At 67.9% G+C, this 22871-nt stretch carries 21 protein-coding genes and 2 pseudogenes; 17 read left to right on the top strand and 6 right to left on the bottom strand.

All coding sequences use genetic code 11. The features are described from left to right. Positions 1 to 71: 71 nt before the first annotated feature. On the top strand, positions 72 to 1307 hold the full coding sequence (locus B118_RS0116600) for a DUF2786 domain-containing protein (RefSeq protein WP_043541458.1): 1236 nt from the start codon (positions 72 to 74) through the stop codon (positions 1305 to 1307). A 75-nt stretch (positions 1308 to 1382) separates the two neighbouring features. Here the strand turns inward: B118_RS0116600 and B118_RS0116595 are convergent, their stop codons facing one another. Further along, complete coding sequence (locus B118_RS0116595) at positions 1383 to 2534, bottom strand: MerR family transcriptional regulator (RefSeq protein WP_028193053.1); 1152 nt, start codon at positions 2532 to 2534, stop codon at positions 1383 to 1385. Positions 2535 to 2757: 223 nt separating this feature from the next. On the opposite strand from B118_RS0116595, the gene B118_RS0116590 reads away from it, so the two are divergent. Then, positions 2758 to 5877: an AfsR/SARP family transcriptional regulator gene (locus B118_RS0116590; RefSeq protein ID WP_028193052.1), complete on the top strand. Its 3120-nt coding sequence runs from the start codon at positions 2758 to 2760 to the stop codon at positions 5875 to 5877. On the opposite strand, the gene B118_RS0116585 is transcribed toward B118_RS0116590, so the two are convergent. Next, the gene (locus B118_RS0116585) at positions 5844 to 6611 is read right to left on the bottom strand and encodes a Calx-beta domain-containing protein (protein ID WP_028193051.1); all 768 of its coding nucleotides are present in this window, start codon (positions 6609 to 6611) and stop codon (positions 5844 to 5846) included. The two genes, B118_RS0116590 and B118_RS0116585, sit on opposite strands and share 34 nt — an antisense overlap. A gap of 255 nt (positions 6612 to 6866) precedes the next feature. On the opposite strand from B118_RS0116585, the gene B118_RS0116580 reads away from it, so the two are divergent. From B118_RS0116580 to B118_RS0116555, 6 genes are all read left to right on the top strand, one after another. Next, positions 6867 to 7337: a hypothetical protein gene (locus tag B118_RS0116580; RefSeq protein WP_018220997.1), complete on the top strand. Its 471-nt coding sequence runs from the start codon at positions 6867 to 6869 to the stop codon at positions 7335 to 7337. 361 nt (positions 7338 to 7698) lie between these two features. After that, positions 7699 to 10170, top strand: coding sequence for an FtsK/SpoIIIE domain-containing protein (locus tag B118_RS0116575; RefSeq protein WP_028193050.1), 2472 nt, complete (start codon positions 7699 to 7701; stop codon positions 10168 to 10170). Then, the gene (locus B118_RS0116570) at positions 10167 to 10838 is read left to right on the top strand and encodes a hypothetical protein (RefSeq protein ID WP_018220999.1); all 672 of its coding nucleotides are present in this window, start codon (positions 10167 to 10169) and stop codon (positions 10836 to 10838) included. Before B118_RS0116575 ends, B118_RS0116570 begins: the two co-directional genes overlap by 4 nt. Positions 10839 to 10900: 62 nt before the next feature. After that, complete coding sequence (locus B118_RS0116565; protein ID WP_018218703.1) at positions 10901 to 11161, top strand: hypothetical protein; 261 nt, start codon at positions 10901 to 10903, stop codon at positions 11159 to 11161. A 24-nt stretch (positions 11162 to 11185) separates the two neighbouring features. Continuing rightward, positions 11186 to 11821 (top strand): hypothetical protein, encoded by a 636-nt coding sequence (locus B118_RS0116560; RefSeq protein WP_028193049.1) that lies wholly within the window; start codon positions 11186 to 11188, stop codon positions 11819 to 11821. A 186-nt stretch (positions 11822 to 12007) separates the two neighbouring features. Next, a complete protein-coding gene (locus tag B118_RS0116555) occupies positions 12008 to 12439 on the top strand; it encodes a hypothetical protein (RefSeq protein ID WP_028189215.1) in 432 nt (143 codons plus the stop codon). Between the two features lie 71 nt (positions 12440 to 12510). Here B118_RS0116555 and B118_RS0116550 read toward each other — a convergent pair whose 3' ends face one another. Together B118_RS0116550 and B118_RS0116545 are read right to left on the bottom strand one after the other, a co-directional pair. After that, positions 12511 to 12909 carry a hypothetical protein gene (locus tag B118_RS0116550; protein WP_027648242.1) on the bottom strand — a complete coding sequence of 133 codons (399 nt, stop codon included), beginning with the start codon at positions 12907 to 12909 and terminating at the stop codon, positions 12511 to 12513. 841 nt (positions 12910 to 13750) lie between these two features. Next, a complete protein-coding gene (locus B118_RS0116545) occupies positions 13751 to 13987 on the bottom strand; it encodes a winged helix-turn-helix domain-containing protein (protein WP_028189240.1) in 237 nt (78 codons plus the stop codon). 814 nt (positions 13988 to 14801) lie between these two features. Here B118_RS0116545 and B118_RS33895 point away from each other — a divergent pair. From B118_RS33895 to B118_RS0116510, 9 genes and pseudogenes are all read left to right on the top strand, one after another. Beyond that, positions 14802 to 15185, top strand: coding sequence for a Scr1 family TA system antitoxin-like transcriptional regulator (locus tag B118_RS33895; protein WP_420329457.1), 384 nt, complete (start codon positions 14802 to 14804; stop codon positions 15183 to 15185). After that, positions 15100 to 15497: pseudogene (locus tag B118_RS33890) on the top strand (Scr1 family TA system antitoxin-like transcriptional regulator). The gene B118_RS33895 and the pseudogene B118_RS33890 overlap by 86 nt, the downstream one beginning before the upstream one ends. After that, complete coding sequence (locus B118_RS0116535; protein ID WP_028189241.1) at positions 15461 to 15664, top strand: DUF397 domain-containing protein; 204 nt, start codon at positions 15461 to 15463, stop codon at positions 15662 to 15664. The pseudogene B118_RS33890 and the gene B118_RS0116535 overlap by 37 nt, the downstream one beginning before the upstream one ends. Before the next feature lie 245 nt (positions 15665 to 15909). After that, positions 15910 to 16692 (top strand): bestrophin-like domain, encoded by a 783-nt coding sequence (locus B118_RS0116530; protein WP_026270815.1) that lies wholly within the window; start codon positions 15910 to 15912, stop codon positions 16690 to 16692. A gap of 123 nt (positions 16693 to 16815) precedes the next feature. Beyond that, entirely contained in the window at positions 16816 to 17481 is a 666-nt protein-coding gene (locus B118_RS0116525) for a methyltransferase domain-containing protein (protein WP_028189242.1), read from the top strand. Between the two features lie 128 nt (positions 17482 to 17609). Beyond that, positions 17610 to 18371 carry an alpha/beta hydrolase family protein gene (locus tag B118_RS0116520; protein WP_027648238.1) on the top strand — a complete coding sequence of 254 codons (762 nt, stop codon included), beginning with the start codon at positions 17610 to 17612 and terminating at the stop codon, positions 18369 to 18371. 84 nt (positions 18372 to 18455) lie between these two features. Then, complete coding sequence (locus B118_RS31795) at positions 18456 to 18635, top strand: hypothetical protein (RefSeq protein ID WP_238323947.1); 180 nt, start codon at positions 18456 to 18458, stop codon at positions 18633 to 18635. Positions 18636 to 19025: 390 nt separating this feature from the next. After that, the gene (locus B118_RS0116515; RefSeq protein ID WP_026270816.1) at positions 19026 to 19670 is read left to right on the top strand and encodes a DUF4360 domain-containing protein; all 645 of its coding nucleotides are present in this window, start codon (positions 19026 to 19028) and stop codon (positions 19668 to 19670) included. Positions 19671 to 20002: 332 nt separating this feature from the next. Further along, positions 20003 to 20848 (top strand): endo alpha-1,4 polygalactosaminidase, encoded by an 846-nt coding sequence (locus B118_RS0116510; RefSeq protein WP_018221008.1) that lies wholly within the window; start codon positions 20003 to 20005, stop codon positions 20846 to 20848. 245 nt (positions 20849 to 21093) lie between these two features. Here the strand turns inward: B118_RS0116510 and B118_RS0116505 are convergent, their stop codons facing one another. Then, a complete protein-coding gene (locus tag B118_RS0116505) occupies positions 21094 to 22407 on the bottom strand; it encodes a GNAT family N-acetyltransferase (protein ID WP_028193048.1) in 1314 nt (437 codons plus the stop codon). Positions 22408 to 22639: 232 nt separating this feature from the next. Beyond that, positions 22640 to 22871: pseudogene (locus B118_RS32155) on the bottom strand (hypothetical protein); the annotation flags it as partial.

The raw sequence follows: 22871 nt of genomic DNA, 5'->3' as shown, positions 1-22871 counted from the left end.
CGGCGGCTCAACGCCGGCGGGCCGCAGCGACTGGGCAGGACGACCCGCTGGGCAGGTACGGCGGGTCAAGCGTGCCGACGCAGCGGCAACTCGCGGAACAGATCATCAACCAGGCGATGTTCGCCCGGCAGCACGACGATGCCGCCGAGTTCGACGACTGCCTCCGCCTACTGATTACCGGCCCCGGCGGCGCCGCCGGGCTCCAGGTCGTCAACCGGGCGCTACTGACTTACCTGCTCCGCGAGGTCGAGCAGGCATGGCGGCACGGTTGGCAGCCGGCCGAGCTGGTACGGGTGGCCCGCCGTGAACACGCCGCGCGGCACGGGCGGCTCATGATCGATGTTATCGCGGCGCAAATGCGTGGCTACGCCGCGGCGACCGTCGATCCGCGGTGGCAGTCGCAGCTGACGTCCCTCGACGCGACGGTGTGGTGGGAGCACGACGACCACTATCCGGCCGTCTGGGGCGAGCGACAGTGCCTGGACCGCAGCGCGGTCATCGCCATCATGATCGACATCTGCTACCTGCTCGCGACGCTACCACCGATCGAGCAGGTCGGGCCGGTGCCGGGCACCGCTCGGCCCACCAGGGCGACACCGTCGGCCGACCTGGATCAGCGAGTCCTCGACCGGGTCCGGGCCCTGCTGGCCAAGGCAGAGTCCACCGACTTCCCGGAGGAGGCAGAGGCGTTCACCGCCAAGGCCCAGGAACTGATGGCCCGGCACCGCATCGACCACGCCCTGCTCATCGCCGCGACCGGTGAGCGCGAGCAGCCGAACACCCGCCGGGTGGGCATCGACAATCCGTACGAGGCGCCGAAGACCCTGCTGTTGCAGGTCGTCGCCGAGGCCAACAGCTGCCGCGCGGTGTGGAGCAAACGCTTCGGTTTCAGCAGCGTCGTCGGCTTCCCGGCCGACCTGGAGTCCACCGAGCTGCTGTTCACCTCACTGCTGGTGCAGGCGACGCGAGCGATGACACAGGCCAAGCCCAGCACCGACCGGTACGGGCGCAACACGACCCGCTCGTTCCGCCAGTCGTTCCTGACCGCGTACGCGTCGCGGATCGGCGAACGACTCGAGGCCGCGGCCGGCGGAGTGGACCAGGAGTTGGCCGAGTCGGCGCAGGCTGCCCAGTTCCTCCCGGTCCTCGCCGCCCGCGACGACGCCGTACGCGATGTCTTCGACCAGCAGTTCCCCGAGTTGACCCAGCAGACGACGACCATCAACAACCGGGCCGGCTGGGCGTCCGGCCGGGCCGCGGCCGACCAGGCCTCGCTGCACGGGCGAGCGTCCGTCACGCCCCGCTGATCAGCTGGCACGCGACTGGCCATCCTCCGGAGGGCCGGTCGCGGCGGCGGGGGTCGCGGCGGCGGGGAATTCGGCTCAGGTCCGCGCCGGGGTGGCGGCGCCGCCGTCACCTCCCGCTACGAGCAGCCGGAGGCCGAGCTCGGCCGTGTCGAGGGCGACGAGGTCGCGGTTCCGCTCGGCCCACCGGCCGGACGACAGGTCTTCGTGGAGCGACCTGACTGCCCGCTCCTCTGCCTGCGCTCCCACCCTGGTCCAGACCGACACCGCCCGGCGTACGTGTTCGTCCAGGTACGCCTCAGGTCGGCGCCAGTGGGCCTCGAAGAAGCCGTCAGCGCAGTCCCATGGGACGAGCACCGGTTCGGCACGTCCGCCGATCGCACGGGTCAGCTCGGCGAGGGACGGCCAGCCCACGAGCAGATCCGCGAACTCGGGTAGGTAGTCGCGGGTGAGCCAGAACCGCTGCCCCCAGCCGGTGTCCTCAGCGTCGTAGGTGAACACCACCACCCGACGCGCAACCCGCCGCATCTCCCGCAGCCCGGCGACCGGGTCCCGCCAGTGATGCACGGTGCTGACCACCATCGCGGCGTCGAAGGACTGGTCCTCGAACGGCAGACTCTCCGCAGCGGCGGCCGCGCACGGCGCCGCGCCCGCGGGGCGCTGCGCGCGCATGACCGCCGACGGTTCCACCGCCGTGACCTCACGGTCGTGCGGTTCGTAGGAGCCGGTGCCCGCCCCAACGTTGAGCACCGTACGGGCGTCTCCCAGCGCGTCCCAGATTTGGGCGGCGATCCGTGGCTCGGTGCGCCGCGTCGCTGGGTAGGCGGACCCGATCGCGTCGTACAACTGCGCGCCGAACATCTTCAGCTGCTCCGCTGGTGTCGTCCTGATCCCCATTGTCCGTGCCTCCAACTCCCGGTCGATGGCCGTCACCATGGCCGCGGCGCGGTCCCGCTGGTCCAACAGCAACCCGCGCAGCCGACGCAGGTGCGCGACCGCGTCAGTGGTCGGATCGTTGACCAGGTCCGCGATCTCCCGCAGCCCGAAACCAAGCCGCCGGTACGCGAGCACCTCCCGCAGTCGCTCCACGTCGGCCGCCGAGTAGGCCCGGTGTCCCGCCACGGTCCGGGTGGACGGCCGCAGGAGGCCGATCTCGTCGTAGTGATGCAGCGTGCGGACGGTTACGCCGGCCAGCTCGGCCGCTTGCCCCACAGTCAGGTGATCCTCCACGACGTGGACTATGTGACATCCCGCCGCGTGAGGCGCAAGCAGAAAGTGATGAGCACCCGCCGTGGTTGGACTGTCCGGTACCAGCGCTAGCCGCCCACCCCAACCGGTCCTTACCTATCCTTTGGTCGAGGGTTGGTCTCGGAGCCAGAGAGCATTCGCTACGTCGATGCCAACTCGTCCGAAGCCGCGACGGCCTGGGCTGCCACAGCGGGAGAGGTCGATGATGTCGGGTGTTGAGGTCAATATTCTCGGCGGCGTCGAAGTGATCGGGCCGCGCGGCCGGACCGCGTTGGTGGGACGACGGCATCGTGCGTTGGTGGCCGCCCTGGCCCTGCGGCCCGGCGCGGTGCTGCCGCTGTGGCGGCTCGTCGAGGCGCTGTGGGGGGATTGTCCACCACGAACCGCCGTCCGGTCGCTGCACAGTCACGTGGCGCGGCTACGCCTCGCGCTCGACGCGAGCGGGTTGGGCGGAATATTGCAGACCCGGGAGCCGGGCTACCTACTCGCCATCGACGCGACGGCGGTGGACGCGTACCGGTTCGAACAGCAAACCAGGGCGGCCCGGGACGGTTTGGCCGCCGGGGTGGCCAGTTGGGCTGCCGACGTCATGGCACAGGCGTTGGAGCTGTGGCGTGGCGAGGCACTGGCCGACGCGGATCCGATCGGGTGGACGGCAGCCGAGGCAGCGCGCCTGGCGGGCCTGCGGCTCGCCGCGCAGATGGACCGCTGCGAGGTACTGACCTGCCTCGGCAGACCGGATGAGGCGCTCGGCGACATAGAGCGAATGCTGGCCGCGGACCCGACCCGCGAACGGCTGGTGGGCCTGCGCATGCTCGCCCTGGCGGGATCCGGGCGGCCGACTGAGGCGCTGAACGCCTACCAACGGCTACGCGTTCGGCTCGCGGAGGAACTCGGGGTAGATCCGTCGCCCGAACTGGCAGACCTGCACACCGCGCTGCTACGTGGCGCCGCGCCGGGTGAACTGCGGGCGCCGGGTAGCGTTCTTGGCCGCAACCCGGTCGCGGCGACGCCACCCCGGCCGGCGCAGTTGCCGGCACCGGTGGGGTACTTCACCGGCCGCGTCACCGAGCTGGGTGAGCTGAGCAGTGTCATCGAGACAGGTCACGACGGCGTCCGGCCCGTGGTGCTGATCAGCGGCCAAGGCGGGATCGGCAAGACGTCGCTCGCGGTGCAGTGGGCCGTCAGCGCCACTGATCGGTTTCCGGACGGTCAGCTATTCGTCAATCTCCGTGGCCACAACCGGGCCGAGGCGCTTGCCCCGACTGAGGTGGTGGCAGTCCTGCTGAGGTGCCTCGGGATTCCGGATGACCGGCTCCCTACCGGGCTGGCCGAGCGGGTCGCTCTGTACCGCACGATCCTCGCCGACCAGCGCATGCTCGTCGTGCTCGACGACGTCGGCTGCACCGAGCAGGTGTTGCCGGTGATCCCGGGCAGCGCCGCGAGCCTGCTCGTGGTGACGAGCCGTAACAGCCTCGTCGCCCTGGTGACGCACACCCGGGTGCACACCCTCCTTCCTGACCTGTTCAGCCAGGATGAGGCGACCGACCTGATGGAAAAGATGCTCGGCGCCGAGCGGGTGGGCCGAGAGCGCGATGCGGTGGCCGGGCTTGCCGAGTTGTGCGGTCGGCTTCCGCTCGCACTACGGATCGCGGCGGCAAAGCTTGCGATGCGCCCGGCTCAGCCCATCTCGGTACTCGTCGAGGAGTTGTCGGGCGGCGACCGGTTGGCCCACCTGTCCGTCGAGAACGGCAGCCGCGACGTCAGTGTGGTGTTCGCCAGTGCGTACCAGTCGCTGTCGCTACCTGCGATGCGGCTGTTCCGGCTGCTCGGCCTGCACCCCGGGCCGCACCTCGGCGCACCCCTGGCTGCCGCGCTCTGCGGCCTGCCCGCCGACGTGTGGCGGCACGCGTTGGCCGAACTCGTCGCGGCGCATCTGGTTGCCGAGCCACAGCCCGGCCGGTACCAGTTCCACGATCTGGTCCGGCTCTTCGCGTGGCGGTGTGCGCTGGTCGACGAGCCCCCGAGTACGCGTGCCGAGGTGGCCGAGAAGTTGCTCGACTGGTATCTGGTCGGCGCCGAAGCGGCCACCCAGGTGCTCGACAGCCACCTTGACCGGGTGACGGCGGTGCTGCGTCATCCGGCTCCGGAGCTTCCCTTTCCCGCCGTTCGCGAGCACGCGATCGCGTTTCTGGAGTCCGAACGCGAGAATCTACTGCCGATCGTGCGGTACGCGGAGGAGCACGACCAGCCCGCCGCGGCATGCCAGCTGACCTACCTACTGACCAGCTACTTCGACGTGCGGGGCGACTGGTCCGAGCGGGTGGTGATGTGCCAGCACGCGGTCCGGGCCGCCCGCCGGCTCGGCGATCCGGTCCTCGAAGCCGAGATGCATCGGGCGCTCGGCGTGGCCTACCGTACGACGCACCAGCTCAGCCCGGCACTCGACAGCCACAATCAGGCGTTGGCGCTGTTGCGGCCGCTCGGGGACGAAGCTGGCTTGGCGTACGTCTACAACAACATCGGTGGGGCGTTCGTAGAAATGCGTCGGTTCACTGCCGCGATCGAGGCGTACGAGACCGCGCTGCGGCTGCACGATCACTGTGGCAAGCAGGCCGGCGCGGCGACCGCCCAGCGCAACCTCGGGTACGTCCACGTCCGGATGGGCCGTGCCGATCTCAGCTTCGCCCCGCTGAACGCGGCGTTGGCCACCAGCCGATCCATTGGTCTGCACCGGCTCGAGGCGAGCACGTTGAACAGCCTCGGCGAGGCGCACCTGCAGCAGCTGCGGCACGGTCGGGCGCTCGACTGCTTCCACGAAGCCCTCGCCGTGAGCCGCAAAGCCGGCGATCGCCGCTACCAGATGGTCGCGCTGGGCGACCTCGGACGCACCTACCTGGCCCACGATGACCCCGCGTCGGCTGTGGAGCACTTCGAGCGGGCACTGACGATGAGTCGGAGCCTGGGTCATCGACACATCGAGGCACGCACCCTCAACCAGCTCGGCGAAGCGCATCTGCGCCTGGCGAACCTCGACGCGGCCCGCCGGTGCCTGACGGCAAGCGCCAGCCTTCGGCGGGCCGTGCCCGACCTGTACGAGCAGGCACACGTGCTCCGCAACCTCGGCGACCTCGCGGAGTTGACCGGCAGCCGAGGTGCCGCAGAACGCCACTGGTCAACGGCTGTTCGCCTCTACCGCGAGGCGAGCGCGACCGATGAGGCGGAGCAGCTCGCCAGCAAGCTGACCGACGAAGCCGACCTGGGTGCCGTCCCCGTTCCCCCGCGTTCTCGTCAGTCGTCGTCGACGATGCCCATGGCCACCTGATCCTGAGTGATCTTCCCGTTCGAGGGTGCGTAGAGGTGAACGTAGAAGTACTCGTGGCCCTCCACCTCTCGGTCGTCCCGGACCGGGATGCTGAGCTCCGCTGTTGATGCCCGGGCCGGTATGGTGAGTTGCCCGTTGGAGATTCCGGTGTAGTCCGATTCAGCGGTCGCAGTACCATTCCGGGTGGCGAAATGGATGGTCAGGTCGACCGACACCGGCTCCGATATGATCATGTTCAGCCGGCAGCTGCCACCTGACTCCAGGCAATGTGGCTTACCAAGGGGCGTGATTATGACGTCGTCGTTGCGGATCGTGCCCAGACCGACCGGGTCGACAATTCCCAGCCCGACCGGGTCGAACAGCTCTAGCGTGAACACCTCGTCCGGCTCGATTCCGTAGTCGCTCACAATGTCCACGACGATGGTGTGGTTGGTGGTTTCACCCGGCAGCCAGGACAACTCACCGGATACCGGCGTGTAGTCGAGTCCGGGTTCGGCCATCGGCATCCCACCGCCGGGGTCAGCCCCCGTCGCAAACTGGACTGTTCCCCCCGCGCAGCCGGCCGACGTCACCGTGAACGTGATCTCCGCCGGGAAGAACCCGCCCTCGAACTGGGTGGCGTCGCTTACGCCGACGCTGCGCGGCGCACAGATATCGTCCGCCGCAGCCGGACCGACCGAAATGGCGGCCACCGCCAGGACCAGTGTTGCGCCGACCGCAACCAGCCGTGTCATGCCCTTCAAAGGGTCCACCTCCTTGGCGCCCGATCGGCGCCGGTCGAACGGGTCTCCTCCAGGATTAGCCCCTGCCTGTTGTGGCGCGGTTGTGGTGCCGGCTCGCTTCCGCGGCCCGCCACCGCGGGGACAGGGCGAGCCACCCCCACAACAGCGCCACAACCGCCGCGCAACAGCGGTGCCGTTGGTTGGACGCATCGAGAGTCAGGCCCGGCACGACACGGTCCTCCGAACCGTGCCAGGAAAGGAGAACTCATGCTCAGGCGACAGACGAAGGTGCGTGCGATCACCGCGATGCTGGGGCTTTTCGGTGCCACATTCGCGTCACTTGCGGTGGCTCCCAGTGCCGCACAGGCACGGTGCAACGGCGTCGGCAACAGCATTACCAGCACCTTGAACATCGGCTCAGCCGCCGCCGTCGTCGAGACCCCGATCGCCGGCACCTGCAATGACAACAACTACTACCAAGGCGGCTTCAAGAGCAACTATGCCGGCTGGCGGGCATCCGTCTGGTTCGAGCGGAATGGGTGGCAGAGCCGCTTCGGCCCATACGGTACGGCCGATCAGTATTATTCCTACACCGACACCAGCACCCCAATTCCAGGATCCACTGCAATGCACTTCTGCCTGGACAACGGAGTGACCTGGTACTGCGGCTGGGGAAATGACTACACCATCGCCGGCGGTGTCACACACACCTACACCGGAATCAATCACGGCTTCTGATCTCAACCTGACCCCGGGACGCCGCTGACCGGCGTCCCGGGGTTCGGCGCGCGCATCCGGTCACCCCTCACCCCTGGCGGGATCGCCGTCGAAGGCGTTCCGCCGATGACAGCCGTAGCTGTGGGCGACGTGGGGGCTGACTCGCAGTGGCCACTTTGGGTAGGGTCTGCGCGAGTAGCCGTGGTCGGTGAGCTGGGGGCGTGCGTTGGAGTCGGTGGCGTCAGCGTTCGGTCGGGCGGTGGCGGCGCACCGGGATGCCGTCTCTCACATTGAGGCTGCTCGGGCGAGGTTGCGCGACCGCGCTGCGGAAGCTGGCGTCTCGACGCGGGCCCGCGAGGAAGCACAGCGTCTCACCGCCCGGATGCAGCGGCTCGCCGAGGGGCTGACGCCCGGTTGGCTCGGTTGCCGACTGGACGGTTCGGCTGCGGATCTGCCCACCGGCGTGGACGCGGCGCTGGGGCGTCCGATGCCTGTCCGCCTGGGCGACACGACGCCGGTGGCGGGAAGCGGGTTCAGCGTCGTGGCGCCGTTCGTGGGCGCCGGTCACCTGGCGGTCGACAGTGACGCCCGTGATCCGGCGGTCGCGCGCTGGCTGCGCGGCGTACTGCTGCGGGTGTTGGCGGCGTTGCCGGACGGCGTGCTCCAGGTCGCGGCGGTGGATGGGGCGACCCTCGGGACCGTCTTCGGGCCGTTCCGCGAGATGGTGGAGGCGGAGGCGTGGCCGCGTCCGGCGATCGACCTGCCGGGGTTCCAGCAGGTGCTGGCCGAGGCGGAGGAGCGGATCGAGCGCGCCCAGGGTGGCGAGTCGGATCCTTCGGTGCTGCTGGTGTGCGTGGCGGCGATGCCGGAGGGCGCTGGGCGTAGGGAGTGGTCCCGGTTGTCGGCGATCGCGCACGCGGGCCCGGCGGCCGGGGTGTTCCTGCTGCTCACCGGCTACCCGCCGGCGCAGCATCCGGGCGGGCTGAACCCGGCACCGCGCCTGGAGGGCACCACCGCGTTGACAGCGTCCCGCGGCGGGGTGTTCGCGGTCTCCGACCCGCCGGGGCAGCACCGGTTCAGCTCGGACGAATCGGGGTTGGCGGTGCCGGTAAGACTGGACGCCGGCCCGCCGGACACGCTGGTGGAGGCGGTCTGCCGCCGGTTGGCGAAGTCGGCTCGGGTGCAGACGGCGACGGACTTCACGATGCTGATGCCAGAGGAGATCTGGCAGCAGTCGTCGATCGACGGCCTGCGGACGGTGGTGGGCCGGGAGGGGCGTACCGAGTGCGTGCTGGCGTTGGACGACGCGACGCCACACTGGTTGGTGGGGGGTCGCACCGGGTCGGGGAAGACAGTGTTTCTCCTCGACGTGCTCTACGGCCTGACCTCGCGCTACTCGCCGGACGAGTTGTCGCTCTACCTGCTGGACTTCAAGGAGGGCGTGTCGTTCGCGGAGTTCACCCCGACGATGGTGGACCCGTCGTGGATTCCGCACGCCCACACGGTCGGCATCGAGTCCGACCGGGAGTACGGGCTGGCGGTGCTGCGGACGCTGTCCCGGGAGATGACCCGCCGGGCGACCGAGCTGAAGCGGGCCGGCGTGACGAAACTTGCCGATCTGCGAACCGGTCGACCGGATGTGGCGATGCCCCGGCTGCTGGCGGTGATCGACGAGTTCCATGTGCTCTTCGAGGGCAACGACGCGGTGGCCCAGCAGGCGGTGGCGCTCCTTGAGGAGCTGGCGCGCAAGGGCCGCTCGTACGGCGTCCACCTGATCCTGGCGTCGCAGACGATCTCCGGGGTGGAGGCGCTCTTCACCAAGACCGACTCCATTTTTGGCCAGTTTCCGCTGCGGGTTGCCCTCGCCGGTGGCGGCGGAGTCCTCGACCAGCTCAACGATGGTGCGGACAACCTGCCCCTCGGCGGGGCGGTGATCAACTCGGCGGCCGGGATTCCGGGGGCGAACCGGGTCATCCGCTTCCCGAACGCCGACGCCGGGTCGGTGGCCGCCCAGCGGCACCTGCTCTGGAGTGCCCGCCGCCCGGGTGGTGCACCGCCGACGGTCTTCGCCGGCTACGCCGAGCAACATCCCGACCAGGATCCCACCTTCGCCAACCTGACGCCCGACGTACGGCGGCGGCGAGCCCTGGTCGGCCGGACCGTGGCCGTCGGCCTGCCCACCGCGGGTTTCACCCTCGACGCGACCCCGGGCAGCCACCTGGCGGTCCTGGGTACCTCCCCGGTCGGGGCCGACGTGCTCTACGCGGCCACGGCCAGTTTGGCCCGCCAGTACGCGCCGGGCACGGCCCGGTTCCTCATCGCGCCGCTGGTCGCCGCCGCCGACGAGGCCTCCGACGCCACCGTCGAGGCGATCGCCGCCGCCGGGCACCCGTACAAGACGCTCAGCGCGGCCCAGCTTCGGGCGCGGCTGGCGGAGCTCGCCCAGCCGACCGTTTCTGACGCTGGGCCGACCACCCACCTGGTGATCTTCGGTGCGGATATCGCCAGCAGTCTGCTGACCACCAGCGACCCCACCACCTACCGCTCGGGGCACGACGAGCTGCGGGACATGCTGGCCAACGGCCCCACCCACGGTGTCCACCTGCTCGGCTGGTGGCGCTCGGTGAGTCGGTTCAGCAGCGACCTCGGGCCCACCGGCGGCAACGAGGTCGCCTGCCTCGTCGCCCTCAACCTGCCCAGCAACGAGGTCAGCTCCCTGCTCGGCGACTACGCCTCGGAGTGGCAGTCCCGCCCCAACCGGGCGCTGCTGATCGACCGGCACGACAACCGCCGCGCCCTCATCGTCCCCTACGTGCGCCCCGGCACCCTGGACCAGATCGATGAGTACGCATGACTGAGCAACCGGGCACTCCACTGCCCCGCGATGGCGGCTGGGCCGCCTACACGGATCACGCCCGCCGCCTGTCCGCCCTGCTGAAGGAGGAACGCTCCCGCGGCGAGCAGCAGGCCGCCGCCAGTCGTGACGGGCAGGCCGCGGTGGATCAGCTCACCCACCGGGCGGCGACGCAACGGCAGCACCTGCACCACCTCGCAGTCACCCTGCGCCTGCCCGCGCCGCAGTTTGGCCAGATCGCGCCCGGCCCCATCCCGGACCCGGCCGAGGCGCTGCGGCGGGCGACAACCGCCGCCAACGCCGCCGACGCCGCCGCCGAGAACGCCCACCGGCGAGCAGCCCAGCCGCCGTTGCTGCCGGGGCTCACCCCGCTGGCCCGCAATGCCCTCGTCTACTCCATCGCGGCGATGGTCGGCACCTTCGCATCGCTGCTGATGTTTGCCCTCAGCCCCGACAAGGACCTCGGGCGCATTCCATTGCACCTGGTGCCCTGGTCCCTGTGTGGACTGCCCGCGCTCGCCTTCTTCGCCGGCTATCTCACCATCAGCCTCGTCGGTCAGCCCCGCATCGGGGGTGGCGGCACCCGGTCCAGAAAGGTCGGCGGGGTGATCTGTTTCGTCGGCATGCCGATCTTGTGGTTCATCTTCATCGCCGCGACCCGCGGCTGACACCAGGCGCACCTGCGACCGACGGCAGGGCGTTGGACCCCACAACCCAGGGAGGAAAGTCAATGGCCACCATCGGAGACATCAAGGCAGGCCTGGCCCACGGCAAGACTGAAGCGGACAAGGCCCTCGCCCAACTCGCTGGTGTCAACGCCCAGGTCGACAAGGCCATCGCCGTGCTCCAGGCCCTCGCCGCCGGCACCCAACAGCCCGCCGTCATGGGCGCCATCGGCAAGCTCACCGCCGCCAAGCAGAAGTTCGGTGAGGGCGCCGGCCTGATCCAGGCCGCCGTCGCGCAGACCGAGAAGTACAACGCCGTCCTCTGACACCGATCTCCCGGAAGGTCCCCGATGCCCACCGTCATCGTCCCCGTCGGCCTCAACCTCGGCCCCTCCTACCGGTACGTCACCCCACCCGACCCCAACCCGGAGTACTGGGAGGTCCGGCTCGGCAACGACTCCGAGGAACTCACCGATGACGAATTCCAGGTGTGGGGACGGGCCTTCCTCGACCCCGAGCGCCACGCCCGCCTGGAAGTCACCCGCGACACTCTCCAACGCGACCTGCTCGCCGCGGGCGCCGGCCCCGCCAGCCCAGGGCCGGTCATCGAGCAGCTCCTCGACCGGGGCCTACTGATCGAGTTCGACCCGAACGGTGAGCTGGAGAAGCCGTTCCGGCGCATCAAGCTCCACCCACTCGCCGAAGGGATGGGCAACACCCCCGAAGAACCAGACCGCCGCCTCATCGGACACAACGGTCAGGCACACGTCAAAGTCAACTACACCGTCTACAACCTGTGGGCGTTTTCCTCAACTGTCAGCTCGCTTTGGCAAGCGTGTACCCTCGCTACCGCGCTAGCCGATGAACAACGAGCCGCCGGTGAGGACATTGATCCGATGACAGCCGCTGAGCTGGCAATTGATGTCGCGAACGTTACTCCCATGCTGATTGCTTCCGGCTGCGCGTTCCTGGAACCGGTTCGATAGCCGATGCTCGGGCTGGGAAGACAGGGCCGGGGGCGAACGAGAGACGCGCGAGTCTCGGGCGCTCGTGGTAAGGCAGCCGGAGCACTCACCGCAACGGCCGGCGCCCTCCGCGATACGGCTATCGAGTCAGCCCGGGAAGGAATCAAGAACGTCAGTGAGAAGATCGGCAAGGCTACTGGCGGTGGGATGGCGATAGCAGCCACGGCAGCCGTGGACGCCGCTGGTTACCACCCTTCCCCGCTGATTGCGGTTGGCGCAGCCTACGCCGGTATGAAGGCGGGCGGGCTGGTCGGTCGCGCGATGACCGCCGGGCTGGACCGGATCACCGCCGGACGGGGCGGCGGTGGCCCGATCGACTCGGTCATAGCGGACCTGATCACGACGCTTCGGGTGTTGGAGCAGGTGGGCCGCAGCGTCGGCGATGCCATCGATGCCGTGAACAAAGCCCAGGCCCACTTCCAGAAGGTCAGCCGCGGCGGAGAAAACAACCTTCTCAACAGCGCGGTACGGGCCTGCCGGCAGGCACCGGTTCAGCTTGAGGAGGGCGTAGACGACCTCAAGCAGGCCGGAGATCTCGTCGGAAAGCACCTCGTGGGCGTGGCAAAGACTGGCGGCTGACCGTCCCGGTGGACCAGGCCGCAGACAGCGACCACTGCCAGCCACCAGCACCTTCGCGGCCTGTTGACCGGTCAACAGGGTGGTTCGCCGACTGTCCCCTGCTTTCCCAGTAGAGACGACCGCTGGTTGCGTCGACGCTCGGGGGTGTCGCTTCGCTCGTCCGGCGACGCCTCGACCGTCCGCTCCCCCGCAACGGGCTGCCGAAGGCGCACGCCGACTACCTGGGCGTACTCGGTGAGACTGCCGCCGGCTTGGGTGAGGAGCCATGCTCCGGCACGGAGCTTGACTATCCCCCGGGCGTAGTTCCCCAAGGCGCGGTTGACCAGGGGGTTGGCAGCTCCCACCGTAAGGGCGCGGAACTCGGCTCGGACTTTCTCCGCGTCGTGAATGACGGCCTTCGCCATCTCCTGCTGTTGGTAGACAGAGACGTGCAGGTCTCGCAGCGCAGCGGCGACGTCGGGCAGGCTCACGTTGTTACCTCCGGGTGCGTTCGGACCTGGGATCGGGTCCGGCAGCGAGTAGATGGGGCGTTGCTGGACGCTGGACGGGGTAGCGGCGGATAGTCCATGGTGTGAACACCGGCACGGCTCGGGTTCCCAAAACGGAGCTCCATCGGTAACCTCAGATCCAAACCTAGGCTATCAAGATAGCCTAGGATCAACCAAGGCGCTCACTGTAACCAGGAGGAGGTTGCCAACGATGTCCCTCGCCATCCCCGCCCTGGGGGCCGCACTTCTCGGCTGGATCGCCGGGATGTGGACGTTCAAGCGTTCCCAACGATGGTGTCCGTCCTGCGGTGACACGCTGGACTGCCCGGGTTGCCGCGATGTCAGACACCGCACCTCGAAACCCGCCACCGGTCCGAAGGGAGGTGCGCTCGCATGAGCACGCCCAAGGCATTGGTGGGCCAGGTGGCCCGCGCCGCAGAAGCGCACTATCGGTGCGGAATCGTTGAGCCGGCAGTCGCGAAATGACTACCACATACCTTACGCGGGTAGCGATGGAGCAGGTCAACCACGCACAGGTGGAACTGGAGCGACACCTGGTCACCGGCATCGTCGGTCAGTGCGTAGCGTGCCGTCGACCCGCACCATGTTCAGGCCGGGCAACCGCCGAAGCAACCTTCGCCCGCTACGGACGTCTTCCCCGCCGCCGACCCGGCATGACGACCGTCAACTCCACAGCCTCAACCTGGACCTGGTTCACCCGGTCGCCCGATGAAATGCACGTCGAAGGACATCTGCCCCCGGCTGCCGGCCCCTGAGCGTCATCGTTGACCTCGTGGTGAGCGATCGAGGCCACCGTGGCCGATCAAGCAGACGGGGCATCATCGCGATCCGCGACGTACACCCCGACGCCAGGGACCCCATAGATCAATCCCTCGGACTTCAACACGAGTATGGCATTACGCACCACCATCTGAGACACGCCGTAATCACGACGGAACTCCGTCATCGACGGCAGCCTGGCCCCCGGCGCAAGCTCGCCGGATGCAATCTGTTCCCGGATGCGGTCAGCCAACCACACCCACTTGGCGGTAGTGGGCATTACATCTCCCTGGTCTGCAACCGCCATTGCATCACAAGCAAACCTGCGCGAGCAAGGTAGCACCAGAAGCTTGACTAGAGCTACCTTGATAGCCTATGTTGACCATACGCCACCTCCCTGGCCTGCAAACCGGAGATGGCCGAGTGCCAGACCCCAACACCGCACGTCACGTCAACCCGGCCGACCGAGCCCCACTCCAGCCGACCAGGGCCGGTCCCGACGAGACCCCGACCGTGCGACACTTCAGCGACCCCCGGATCACCGGAGAGCCAACTGCAGATATTCTTCGAGCAAGAATTAATGGTAACGGCGAGACAGGACAAGCCCTTCACCCATAACAAGGGACCAGGCTGCCCGGATGATCGTTGATAGTAGCGGGCAATTACGCAACGCAGCCGTCACGTCGGGCAGGCGCCCGGTTACTTCCTCCGAATGCGCTCACTGTACGGAGCCGGAGCCGACAGCGAGTCGTTGGATGCCGCTGGGGTTCGGGGCGAGCGTGCAACCACCAACAGAACCGGGGATGAAGCCACCGCGCCACCTTCCAAGTCAACCTCCCACCACGGACGTTGCCTGCTTGAGTTTCGGACCACGCCCCACCGAGAGCTCCGAAGCCGATTCAACGAGGCCCTTGAAGATACGAAACCATTGCCGATTTCGTGGCCTGCGTCTCCGGCGGCTCGCGGCAGAACTACGCCGACTCCGCACCGAAGCTGACCTCACTCGCGAAGAGGTCGGCGAACAGACCAGCATCAACCCCGCCACCCCTCTACCGCATCGAGACGGCCCGGGTCCGCCCGCAACGGCGCACCTGATGACGATGCTCGACACGTACGGCATCACCGACGAAGACCAGCGCAGCCAACTCATCGCCCTGTCCCAGCAGGTCACCCAGCTGGGGTGGCCCCAGACGTACGAGTCGGAACCACCCGAGCTGTACACCACCTCCATTTCGCTGTTCATCCCGGACTTACTCCAGACCGAGTCCTACGCCCGCGCGGTGATCCGTGGAGTACTACCGTTCGCGAGCGACGCCGAGGTCAAACCCGGTTGGAGGCCCGCCTCCAGCGTCAGGTGTCACTCCATTGATCTGACCCACTGCGGTCTGGGCGATCATCGACGAGGCCGTCCTGCACCACCTGGCGGGCGGGCCCAGGTCATGGCGGATCACTTCAACGCCCTGGTTGAAGGCAGGTAGCCTGCCGAACATCACCCTCCAGGTCATCCCGTTCACGAGTGGAGCCCACGGCGGCATGCCGGCTCATTCGTGGTCATGGACTTCCCCGATCCTGCCGACCCCGCCCTGGTGTACATCGACAGCATGGCCGGCGACCTGTTCCTCGAACGCGAAGCCGATGTACGCCGCTACGCCAGCACGTTCGAGCACCTCCGTGCTACCGCGTTGGGCCCCGCCAGCTCGATCAAGCTGATCAGCGGACAAGCCGCTGCGTTCAGCACTCAAGGAGGTACCGGATGGCCCCCGCCAACCTGGCCCAGGCCCACTGGATGAAGGGCAGCCGATCGAGCGGGAATGGTCAGTGTGTCGAAGTCGCTGCGCTCGATGATGCGGTGGCATGCCGGGACAGTAATGACCCGAACGGTCCGGCCCTCGTCTTCGGTCGCGCCGCCTGGACGGACTTCCTGGCCGAGACGAAAGCTGGGTTCCCGCAGCGGTAAATGGTGCCGCACCGGCCCGCCCTGGTGTGCCATCACCTCCGACTCGCGCGGCCCAGCGGTAACCGGGCCACGTCCTTGCTCTCGCCGAATGCCAGTCCTACGCTCGCCGCACGGCGGCCGGCCGTCGATGCACTCCGTCTGCCTCCCTTCAGGTGGCTACCGGAAGCCGGCTGCGGTGGCGTGCAGTAGGCGAAGGTTTTGGTGAACCTTCGAGGGATTCATATTCCGCGACAGGGAGTGGCCACATGTGGAGCTGGAATCATCTTGCGCCAGGTTGGCTCATTTTCCTCATATTCTTGGCAGTATTTCTCATTGTCGGCGCGCTGGGCATCTGGCTGCTGCGGGGCCGAGCCAAGCGACTGTCCGGTGCTGAGCCGAAGTGGTTGGATCTCATCACCCACACGGTCTCGGTCACCGGCACCCTCTACGCGCTTCTGCTCGTCCTGACCGCCCTGACGGTGTACGGGACGTACTCGCAGGCTGGCGCGGCGGTCGCAACTGAGGCGGCGGACCTGAAGGCACTACACAACGTCGTGTCCGAGTATCCGGAGCCCACCCGCGGCGAGCTGGAGGGCCTGTTGAACGAGTATGTCGACTACATGGTCAACGAAGCGTGGCCGACCTACCAACGCGGCGACGAGGTGGACGGAGACCGCGAACTCGAGGAGCGGATCTGGCGTACCCTTCTGAATTTCACACCGGATTCTGACAAGGAGCAGGAGTTGAGTGGCCTCGCCCAGTCGGAGTTCGAGGATTGGAGCAAGTCCCGCCAGATTCGAAGCACCTTCAGCACCGCCGCTCTCCCCCCGACGCTCTGGTTCACGCTCCTGGTCGGCGGTGTGTTCATCATCTTTCTGTCCTGCCTCATCCCGACCCGGACCCGGCACGCCTCCCTGGTATTGGTCTCCGCGACCGCGGCCATGATTTCCCTGCTGATATTCGTCGTCGAGCGGGTGGACGACCCCTTCCGGGGGTCGATGAGCGTCTCTGCCGATCCTTATGCGAGGGTCGCCAAGACTTTCGACTGATTCTGATGAGGTCGCTGTGGCGCCTTCCGAGCGGCGGCGCCACAACTTTGGACTGTCCCCTCGCGTCGGTCGACCTTCTACGGCGCTTGACCGTCCATAGCGATGGGTGAAACGCTCATCGCCATGGTGGATCTTGACAATCAACTGGGGTACTGGAACTCCACCGGGGCGTCGAAGACCTTCGGGCATCCGGTTGAGCCCTCATGGCTGGAGGGCCTCGATCGCCAGGCGCGCATCCTCGACTACGGGTGCGGCTACGGACGACTCGCGGGACAACTCGCCGAGTGGGGTTTCGACAACGTCGAAGGGGTGGATGTCGCTCCCAATCTCGTCGCCCGCGCACGTGCGCAGCAGCCGGGGGCGCGGTTCACTGTTCTCGACGCTCCTCCCCGGCTGGACCACCCGGACAGCAGTGTTGACCTGATACTGCTGTTCGCGGTGTTGACGTGCCTGCCGAGCGACGCCGGGCAGCGAAAGCTGGTGGCCGAGCTGCGCCGGGTTCTGCGGCCCGGTGGACTCCTCTACCTCAGCGACCTGTGCCTGCAGGCGGATCAACGTAATCGTTCTCGGTATCAGCAGTTCGCCGCGACGTACGGCAGCTATGGGGTGTTCGAAACCGACGACGGGGCGGTGTGCCGGCACCACACGGCGGACTGGTTGGATGACCTGTTCGTCGACTTCGACCGGGTCGCCACCCGCGAGGTCTCCGTGGCCACCATGAACGGCCGCCCGGCCCGGGCTACCCAGCTGCTGCTGTCCACCGGGCTGTCCGACGTCGCCCACCGATAGCTCGTCCTGAACGGCGGATCCGGGCGTTGGCGGGCCCCTGCCATAGTTTCGATATGGCCTCACCGGACGTCCGCGTGCTGACAGATCCCCGACGAGAAGCCTGGGGTACGGGCGGCCCACGGCCGGTCGTGACCTACGTGTGGTCGGCAGCCGCCGCGACGACCGGTGGCACCGTCCTGCTCTCGCACGGTACCGGCGGCTGCGCCCTCGACCTGTCCTGGCTGGCCGAGCCGCTGGCCTCGGCTGGCCTGCGGGTAATCGGCGTCGACCATCACGGCAACAGCCATCGTGGCGGCTACCATGCCGAAGCTTTCGCGCGTTGGTGGGACCGCCCCCAAGACCTTTCGGTGGTGCTGGACCACCTCGCCGACGGCGGTCCCGTTGGCGTCGCCGGCTTCTCGCTCGGCGGATATACCGCCGCCGCGATGCTTGGCGCCCGAATCGACGCCGACGTGTTCGGCGCTATCGCCACCAGACGAGTGACGGTGCCGTCACCTCCGGAGTACCCGACGCTGATCGACGAACTGTCCGACCGGATCGGTGCCGATGACATCGCCGCGTGGATCAGCGAATCCGGCGAGGACTACGCTGACCGCCGCGTGACCGCCGGTCTTCTCATCTGCCCGGCGCAGGGCCAACTACTCACCTCCACCAGCCTGCGGGGCATCACGACGCCGGTGTCGATCTGGTGGACCGGCGAGGACGACCAGACCCCGGCCGAGACCAACGCACTGCACTACGCTTCCTTGATTCCTGGTGCCACCGAGCACTGCGCCGACCCGTCGGCCGGCCACTATGTGTTCGTGCGGGACACGCCGGGCGCGGATCGGGTCCGCAGCCGCCTCGCCAGCGCGGCCGTCGCCTTCTTCCGCGAGCAGTTGACCGCGTAGGCCGAGCCATGCCCCTGCAACGAATCAGCCTGGTCGCAGCTGGCATCCTGGCGGTGGCAACAGGGTGCACCGCGCTGGCGGCCGATGGCTTCGGACAACCGGCAGGACCTACCCCACCAGCTGGCGGTGATCGCGCTGCGAAGCCGGCGGGCCAGCGCGGTGAAGTCGTCTGCCGCGCCGCTCGGTCAGCGGACTGCGGCACTCACGCACGGCGGCGAGAGCAGCCCGGATAGCGAGTCCCCCGCTGGTGGCGTGCGCGGCTGAGAAGACCCCCGAGTCAGCCACCGGCCGCGTCAAGCGGCCAGCCGTAACGAAATTATGTATCATTTCGCAAAGTGCAATGAGGAATCTATCGGTCGAATCCGCCTTACCAGCATGGCAGCGACATAGCGTCCGACCTCTCGTATTGTCGAGTGACACGACGGCGAGCGGATGCGCCAGGACATCAATATGCATTAATTGGGCAATGGTCACTGATGTGACGCTAGCTCCTCGCCGAGGCGCCCGTATCCTCATGTGCGCGGTCCGGCTGGCCCTCCAAACCCTCCCCACCACCGCCCTTCGGCACGAACTCTGTCTTCCTCCCAAGTCCCGGACGGTCCAGCGCCAGCCGGTACCGCCGCTCACGCACCGAGGCGTACAGGAAGGATTTTCATGTTCAGTTGGCTCGCAACCGGAGGCATGATCCTCTCCCTGCTGGCTCCCACGAACCCGGTGGTGGACTTCCCCGAGCCCTCGACCCCACCCCCAGGTCAGATCGTCATCGATCTGGTGACTGTCAATGGCTCTGGCTGCCCGGCCGGCACTGCCGCCACCGCCATGTCGGTCGACAACACCGCATTCACGGTCACCTACAGCGCATTCATGGCCCAGGTCGGGGTCGGGGCGGAGCCGACCGACTGGCGCCGCAATTGCCAGCTCAACCTACGGGTTCACGTCCCGCAGGGCTTCACCTACGCGGTGGCCCAGGCTGACTACCGCGGCTTCGCCGCCCTGGCGGACGGGGCGTCCGGCGTGGAGCGGGCAAACTACTACTTCCAGGGAATGTCACCCACCGCCTACAAGACCCACATCTTCGACGGTCCGATGGTGGACAACTGGCAGGCCACCGACGTCACAGACGTCGCCTCGCTGGTCTGGCACCCGTGCGGCGAGTTCCGCAACTTCAACATCAACACGGAGCTCTGGGCGCTCGCCGGCACCTCGGACACCAGCACCACAACGAGTTTCATGACGATGGACTCGACCGACGGGGCCATCTCCACCACCTACAACCTGGCCTGGAAGACCTGCCCGTAAGACAGGACGAGCCCACCGGCTGAGCGTCAGTAGCGCCCAGCCGGTGGGTTCGCGTCCACGGCCGTCACCGACCGACCGTAGAAACGGCGTGCTGCTCTCGCCCCCCACGCTTGGGGTGACTTCCGACAGCAGCGGGCGTGGCGGCGATCGCGGCGAGGAACTCCACCTGTGCCTGTTGTGTCATCGGATGAGGGTATAAACGGCCATTGACGTTGGCTTGTCAGCGGAGTTTGGTGGGTAGCAACGTTCGTGCCGGGCAGTCGGGTTGGGCTTGCCGAACTATCCCGCCCGCGACCAGGCGCCCCGGCATAGCCCTTCCCTGGAGTTGTTCAATGGCTAGTTTCACCCGGTCGATGCTTGCCGCATGCACCGTGCTCACCGCTACCGCACTCACAGTCTCGGTCGGGGTCTATGCGCACAACGACCCGGCACCCGCCCCAGTCGTGCCGACCGCCTCCACCACGGTCTTACCACCGGTCAATGCGAAATTTGACTATCAAATCGGCGCTGCCTACCCGCCCCCACCCGGGGTGCGGGTCGTAAGCCGCGACCGACAGGATCCGATCGCCGCCAACCTCTACAACATCTGCTACGTCAACGCGTTCCAGGTGCAGCCCAACGAGGTTGACTGGTGGCAGAGTCAGCACGATGACCTCCTGCTCCGCGACTCCGACGGAAACTACGTCGTTGATGGCGACTGGAACGAAATTCTGCTCGATATATCGACCTCGGCCAAACGTGCGGCAATCGCGGGTATCGTCCAGAACTGGTTCGACGGCTGCGCGCGGGCCGGCTACCAGGCGATCGAACCAGATAATATCGACTCGTACGAGCGGTCTGAGGGCCTGCTCGCCATCCATGACGCGATCGCCTACCTGGAGTTGCTGGCGCCACACGCCCACGATGCAGGGCTCGCCATCGGGCAAAAGAACACCACCGACCTCGGTACGCGTGGCAGGAACGCCGGACTCGACTTCGCCATCGCCGAGGAGTGTGGGCGCTACAACGAGTGTGACTACTTCACCGGCGTGTACGGCGACAACGTCATTGTCATCGAGTACACCGACAGTGCGTTCGCGAAGGCGTGCTCAGCGGTCGGTGACGAGGTCTCGGTCGTCCGCCGCGACGTCGGCGTCACCGCGCCCGGCAGCGGCACCTACCGGTACGGCTCCTGCTGAGCCCTCGTCGTCGTCGCACTCGTCCTGATCGACGCACCGCACAGCCTGAACGTGCTCGCACATCCCGCGCGGCCGGGAGCTGCCCTGTTGTAGGCGAAGCACTTGGCCGTCCCGCCGCCGGGAGACCGGCCGTCGATGACCCCGAACTGTCACGCCACCGCAGCCACACCAGACGCCTGGATCGAAGACACGCGAGGCAGAATTAGCGTGTGATCTGGCACAACGCGGCTAAGGATCGTGGCCCGTCAGTTACACGGCCAGACCCGCACCGGTACGCGCGGGAACGCGGCTGTCAGGAACTGCTCGGTGAGGCCGTCGCGCACGGCGGCGTCCGGCCAGGCATCGAGCACCTCAGGCAGGGTGCGGTGACCAACGGCGAGGTGCAGCAGGGCACCTGGTGGAATGGCGGCATGATGGCTCGCGTCGGAGCTCGGACCGATCGTGCTCCGTCTCGCCGTCATCGCCATTAGTTCACCGTCGTCGAACTCGAGGTGAGCGCTCGCGGTGTAGGTGTCAATCACGAGCGTGGACTCGGGCCAACGCAGATCGGCTGACTGCCAACGGCGGCGTAGCAGCGGGGCGAGGTGGGCGAGCAACTCGACCGGGTCGCCGGTTCGGGCATACCAGGCCCTGGGGCGCGTTGGTATCCCGGTGGGCCCGATCCGGGCCAGGAGGTGGTCCGGATCGAGCAACAGACGCACCGCGTGGAACGGGTGCTGGGCCGTCGTGGCGTAGCGCCGACCGACCCGGCCGAGATAGGCGTACGTCGCGGCGGCGGCCTCCGGCCAGCGCCCGGCAGGCTCGCAGGTCGCGGCGAGCACCGTCAGCTCTCCCGCCGCGGAGAGCGCGGTGCTGTGCACCAGATACCCCTGGACCTGCTCGTCGCGCAGCAGTACGGCGACCTCGCGGCGAACGAGAGCCTCCGCCCGGCGGCCCACGATCTCGTACCGCCAGGCGGCGGCGTCGCGTGGGCAGACCAGAGCATCCCCGTCCACCTGCCGTCGGTCGAGGCGGGCGAGGGCGTCCGCGTCGGCCGCGGTGGCGGGACGGACGGTCCAGGGCCCCGGGTAGGCGTCCGGTAGGGCGGTGGCGGGCACCGTGGGTGCACCGCCGTGGGTCAGCGCGTAGTCGTAGCCAAACCGACGGTAGAAGTGGGGAATCCCTTCGACGATCTGGAGTGGCACGCGTTCGGTCGCGCAGCGGTCGTGCAGCGCGGCGAGTAGCCGTTCGGTGAGCTGGTTCCCGCGATGCTCCGGTGCCGTGCCCACCAACTCGACCTGAATCACCGGCAGCCGAATCCCGGCCAGGTTCCACTCCTGACGAAGACCGACCAAACTGGCCGCCAGCCGGCCGGTGGTGGTGTCCTCCACGACCAGGAAGTCGTCAGGTGTGACCGAAGGATGCCCGCTCAGCAGATCGTGAACCCATGCGGTGATCCCCGCGTGTGGTTCTCCGCCGGTTGCCGCCTGCAGTTGAACGGCCGCCTGCAGGCGGGCGAGCTGATCGACGTCCGACTCGCGACCGCGCCGAATCCCGTAATGATCGCCTCGGCTACTCATGCCTTACGTTCTACCGTCAGATGATCGCTCGCGGTCGCTTGCGGGGAAGTGACTCCGCACACGCCGGACGCTCAGCAGACCGTTGTACGAGATCGCTCCGGATCCCGCACGATCATCGGCGGCAGCGAGACGACTGTTGGCCGGCACCCGGTTCGGGTGCCGGCCAACAGTTTCTTTCCCCCTTGTGTGGGTCAGGTCTGCGGGGGTTTGTTTGTGGGTGGTGCGGGTGGGGTCAGCTGGCCCAGTGCTCGGCCACCAGGTCGGCGGCCTGGGTCTCCCACTGGGCGTAGTGGAACGGGTACGCCGACACCTGCACCTTCTGGGCGGCTTCGGTCAGGGGCATGTCCTGCCAGCCCTCGACCTGCTTGAGGCCGTTGAGGAAGGCGGTGGTGGAGTAGGCGGGGTCGGTGATCTGCTCCACCGTGCCCCAACCAGACGACGGACGCTGCTGGAACAGGCCCTGC

Source organism: Salinispora pacifica CNR114 (assembly GCF_000514775.1).
Lineage (GTDB): Bacteria > Actinomycetota > Actinomycetes > Mycobacteriales > Micromonosporaceae > Micromonospora > Micromonospora pacifica.
This window is presented reverse-complemented; position numbering and strand designations above follow the sequence as displayed.

Coding starts and splice junctions, on each gene's coding strand:
- B118_RS0116590 (WP_028193052.1), top strand. CDS start 2,758: ATGTCGGGTGTTGAGGTCAATATTCTCGGCGGCGTCGAAGTGATCGGG.
- B118_RS0116585 (WP_028193051.1), bottom strand. CDS start 6,611: ATGACACGGCTGGTTGCGGTCGGCGCAACACTGGTCCTGGCGGTGGCC.
- B118_RS0116580 (WP_018220997.1), top strand. CDS start 6,867: ATGCTCAGGCGACAGACGAAGGTGCGTGCGATCACCGCGATGCTGGGG.
- B118_RS0116575 (WP_028193050.1), top strand. CDS start 7,699: ATGCAGCGGCTCGCCGAGGGGCTGACGCCCGGTTGGCTCGGTTGCCGA.
- B118_RS0116570 (WP_018220999.1), top strand. CDS start 10,167: ATGACTGAGCAACCGGGCACTCCACTGCCCCGCGATGGCGGCTGGGCC.
- B118_RS0116565 (WP_018218703.1), top strand. CDS start 10,901: ATGGCCACCATCGGAGACATCAAGGCAGGCCTGGCCCACGGCAAGACT.
- B118_RS0116560 (WP_028193049.1), top strand. CDS start 11,186: ATGCCCACCGTCATCGTCCCCGTCGGCCTCAACCTCGGCCCCTCCTAC.
- B118_RS0116555 (WP_028189215.1), top strand. CDS start 12,008: ATGGCGATAGCAGCCACGGCAGCCGTGGACGCCGCTGGTTACCACCCT.
- B118_RS0116545 (WP_028189240.1), bottom strand. CDS start 13,987: ATGCCCACTACCGCCAAGTGGGTGTGGTTGGCTGACCGCATCCGGGAA.
- B118_RS33895 (WP_420329457.1), top strand. CDS start 14,802: ATGACGATGCTCGACACGTACGGCATCACCGACGAAGACCAGCGCAGC.
- B118_RS0116535 (WP_028189241.1), top strand. CDS start 15,461: ATGGCCCCCGCCAACCTGGCCCAGGCCCACTGGATGAAGGGCAGCCGA.
- B118_RS0116530 (WP_026270815.1), top strand. CDS start 15,910: ATGTGGAGCTGGAATCATCTTGCGCCAGGTTGGCTCATTTTCCTCATA.
- B118_RS0116525 (WP_028189242.1), top strand. CDS start 16,816: ATGGTGGATCTTGACAATCAACTGGGGTACTGGAACTCCACCGGGGCG.
- B118_RS31795 (WP_238323947.1), top strand. CDS start 18,456: ATGGCTTCGGACAACCGGCAGGACCTACCCCACCAGCTGGCGGTGATC.
- B118_RS0116515 (WP_026270816.1), top strand. CDS start 19,026: ATGTTCAGTTGGCTCGCAACCGGAGGCATGATCCTCTCCCTGCTGGCT.
- B118_RS0116510 (WP_018221008.1), top strand. CDS start 20,003: ATGGCTAGTTTCACCCGGTCGATGCTTGCCGCATGCACCGTGCTCACC.
- B118_RS0116505 (WP_028193048.1), bottom strand. CDS start 22,407: ATGAGTAGCCGAGGCGATCATTACGGGATTCGGCGCGGTCGCGAGTCG.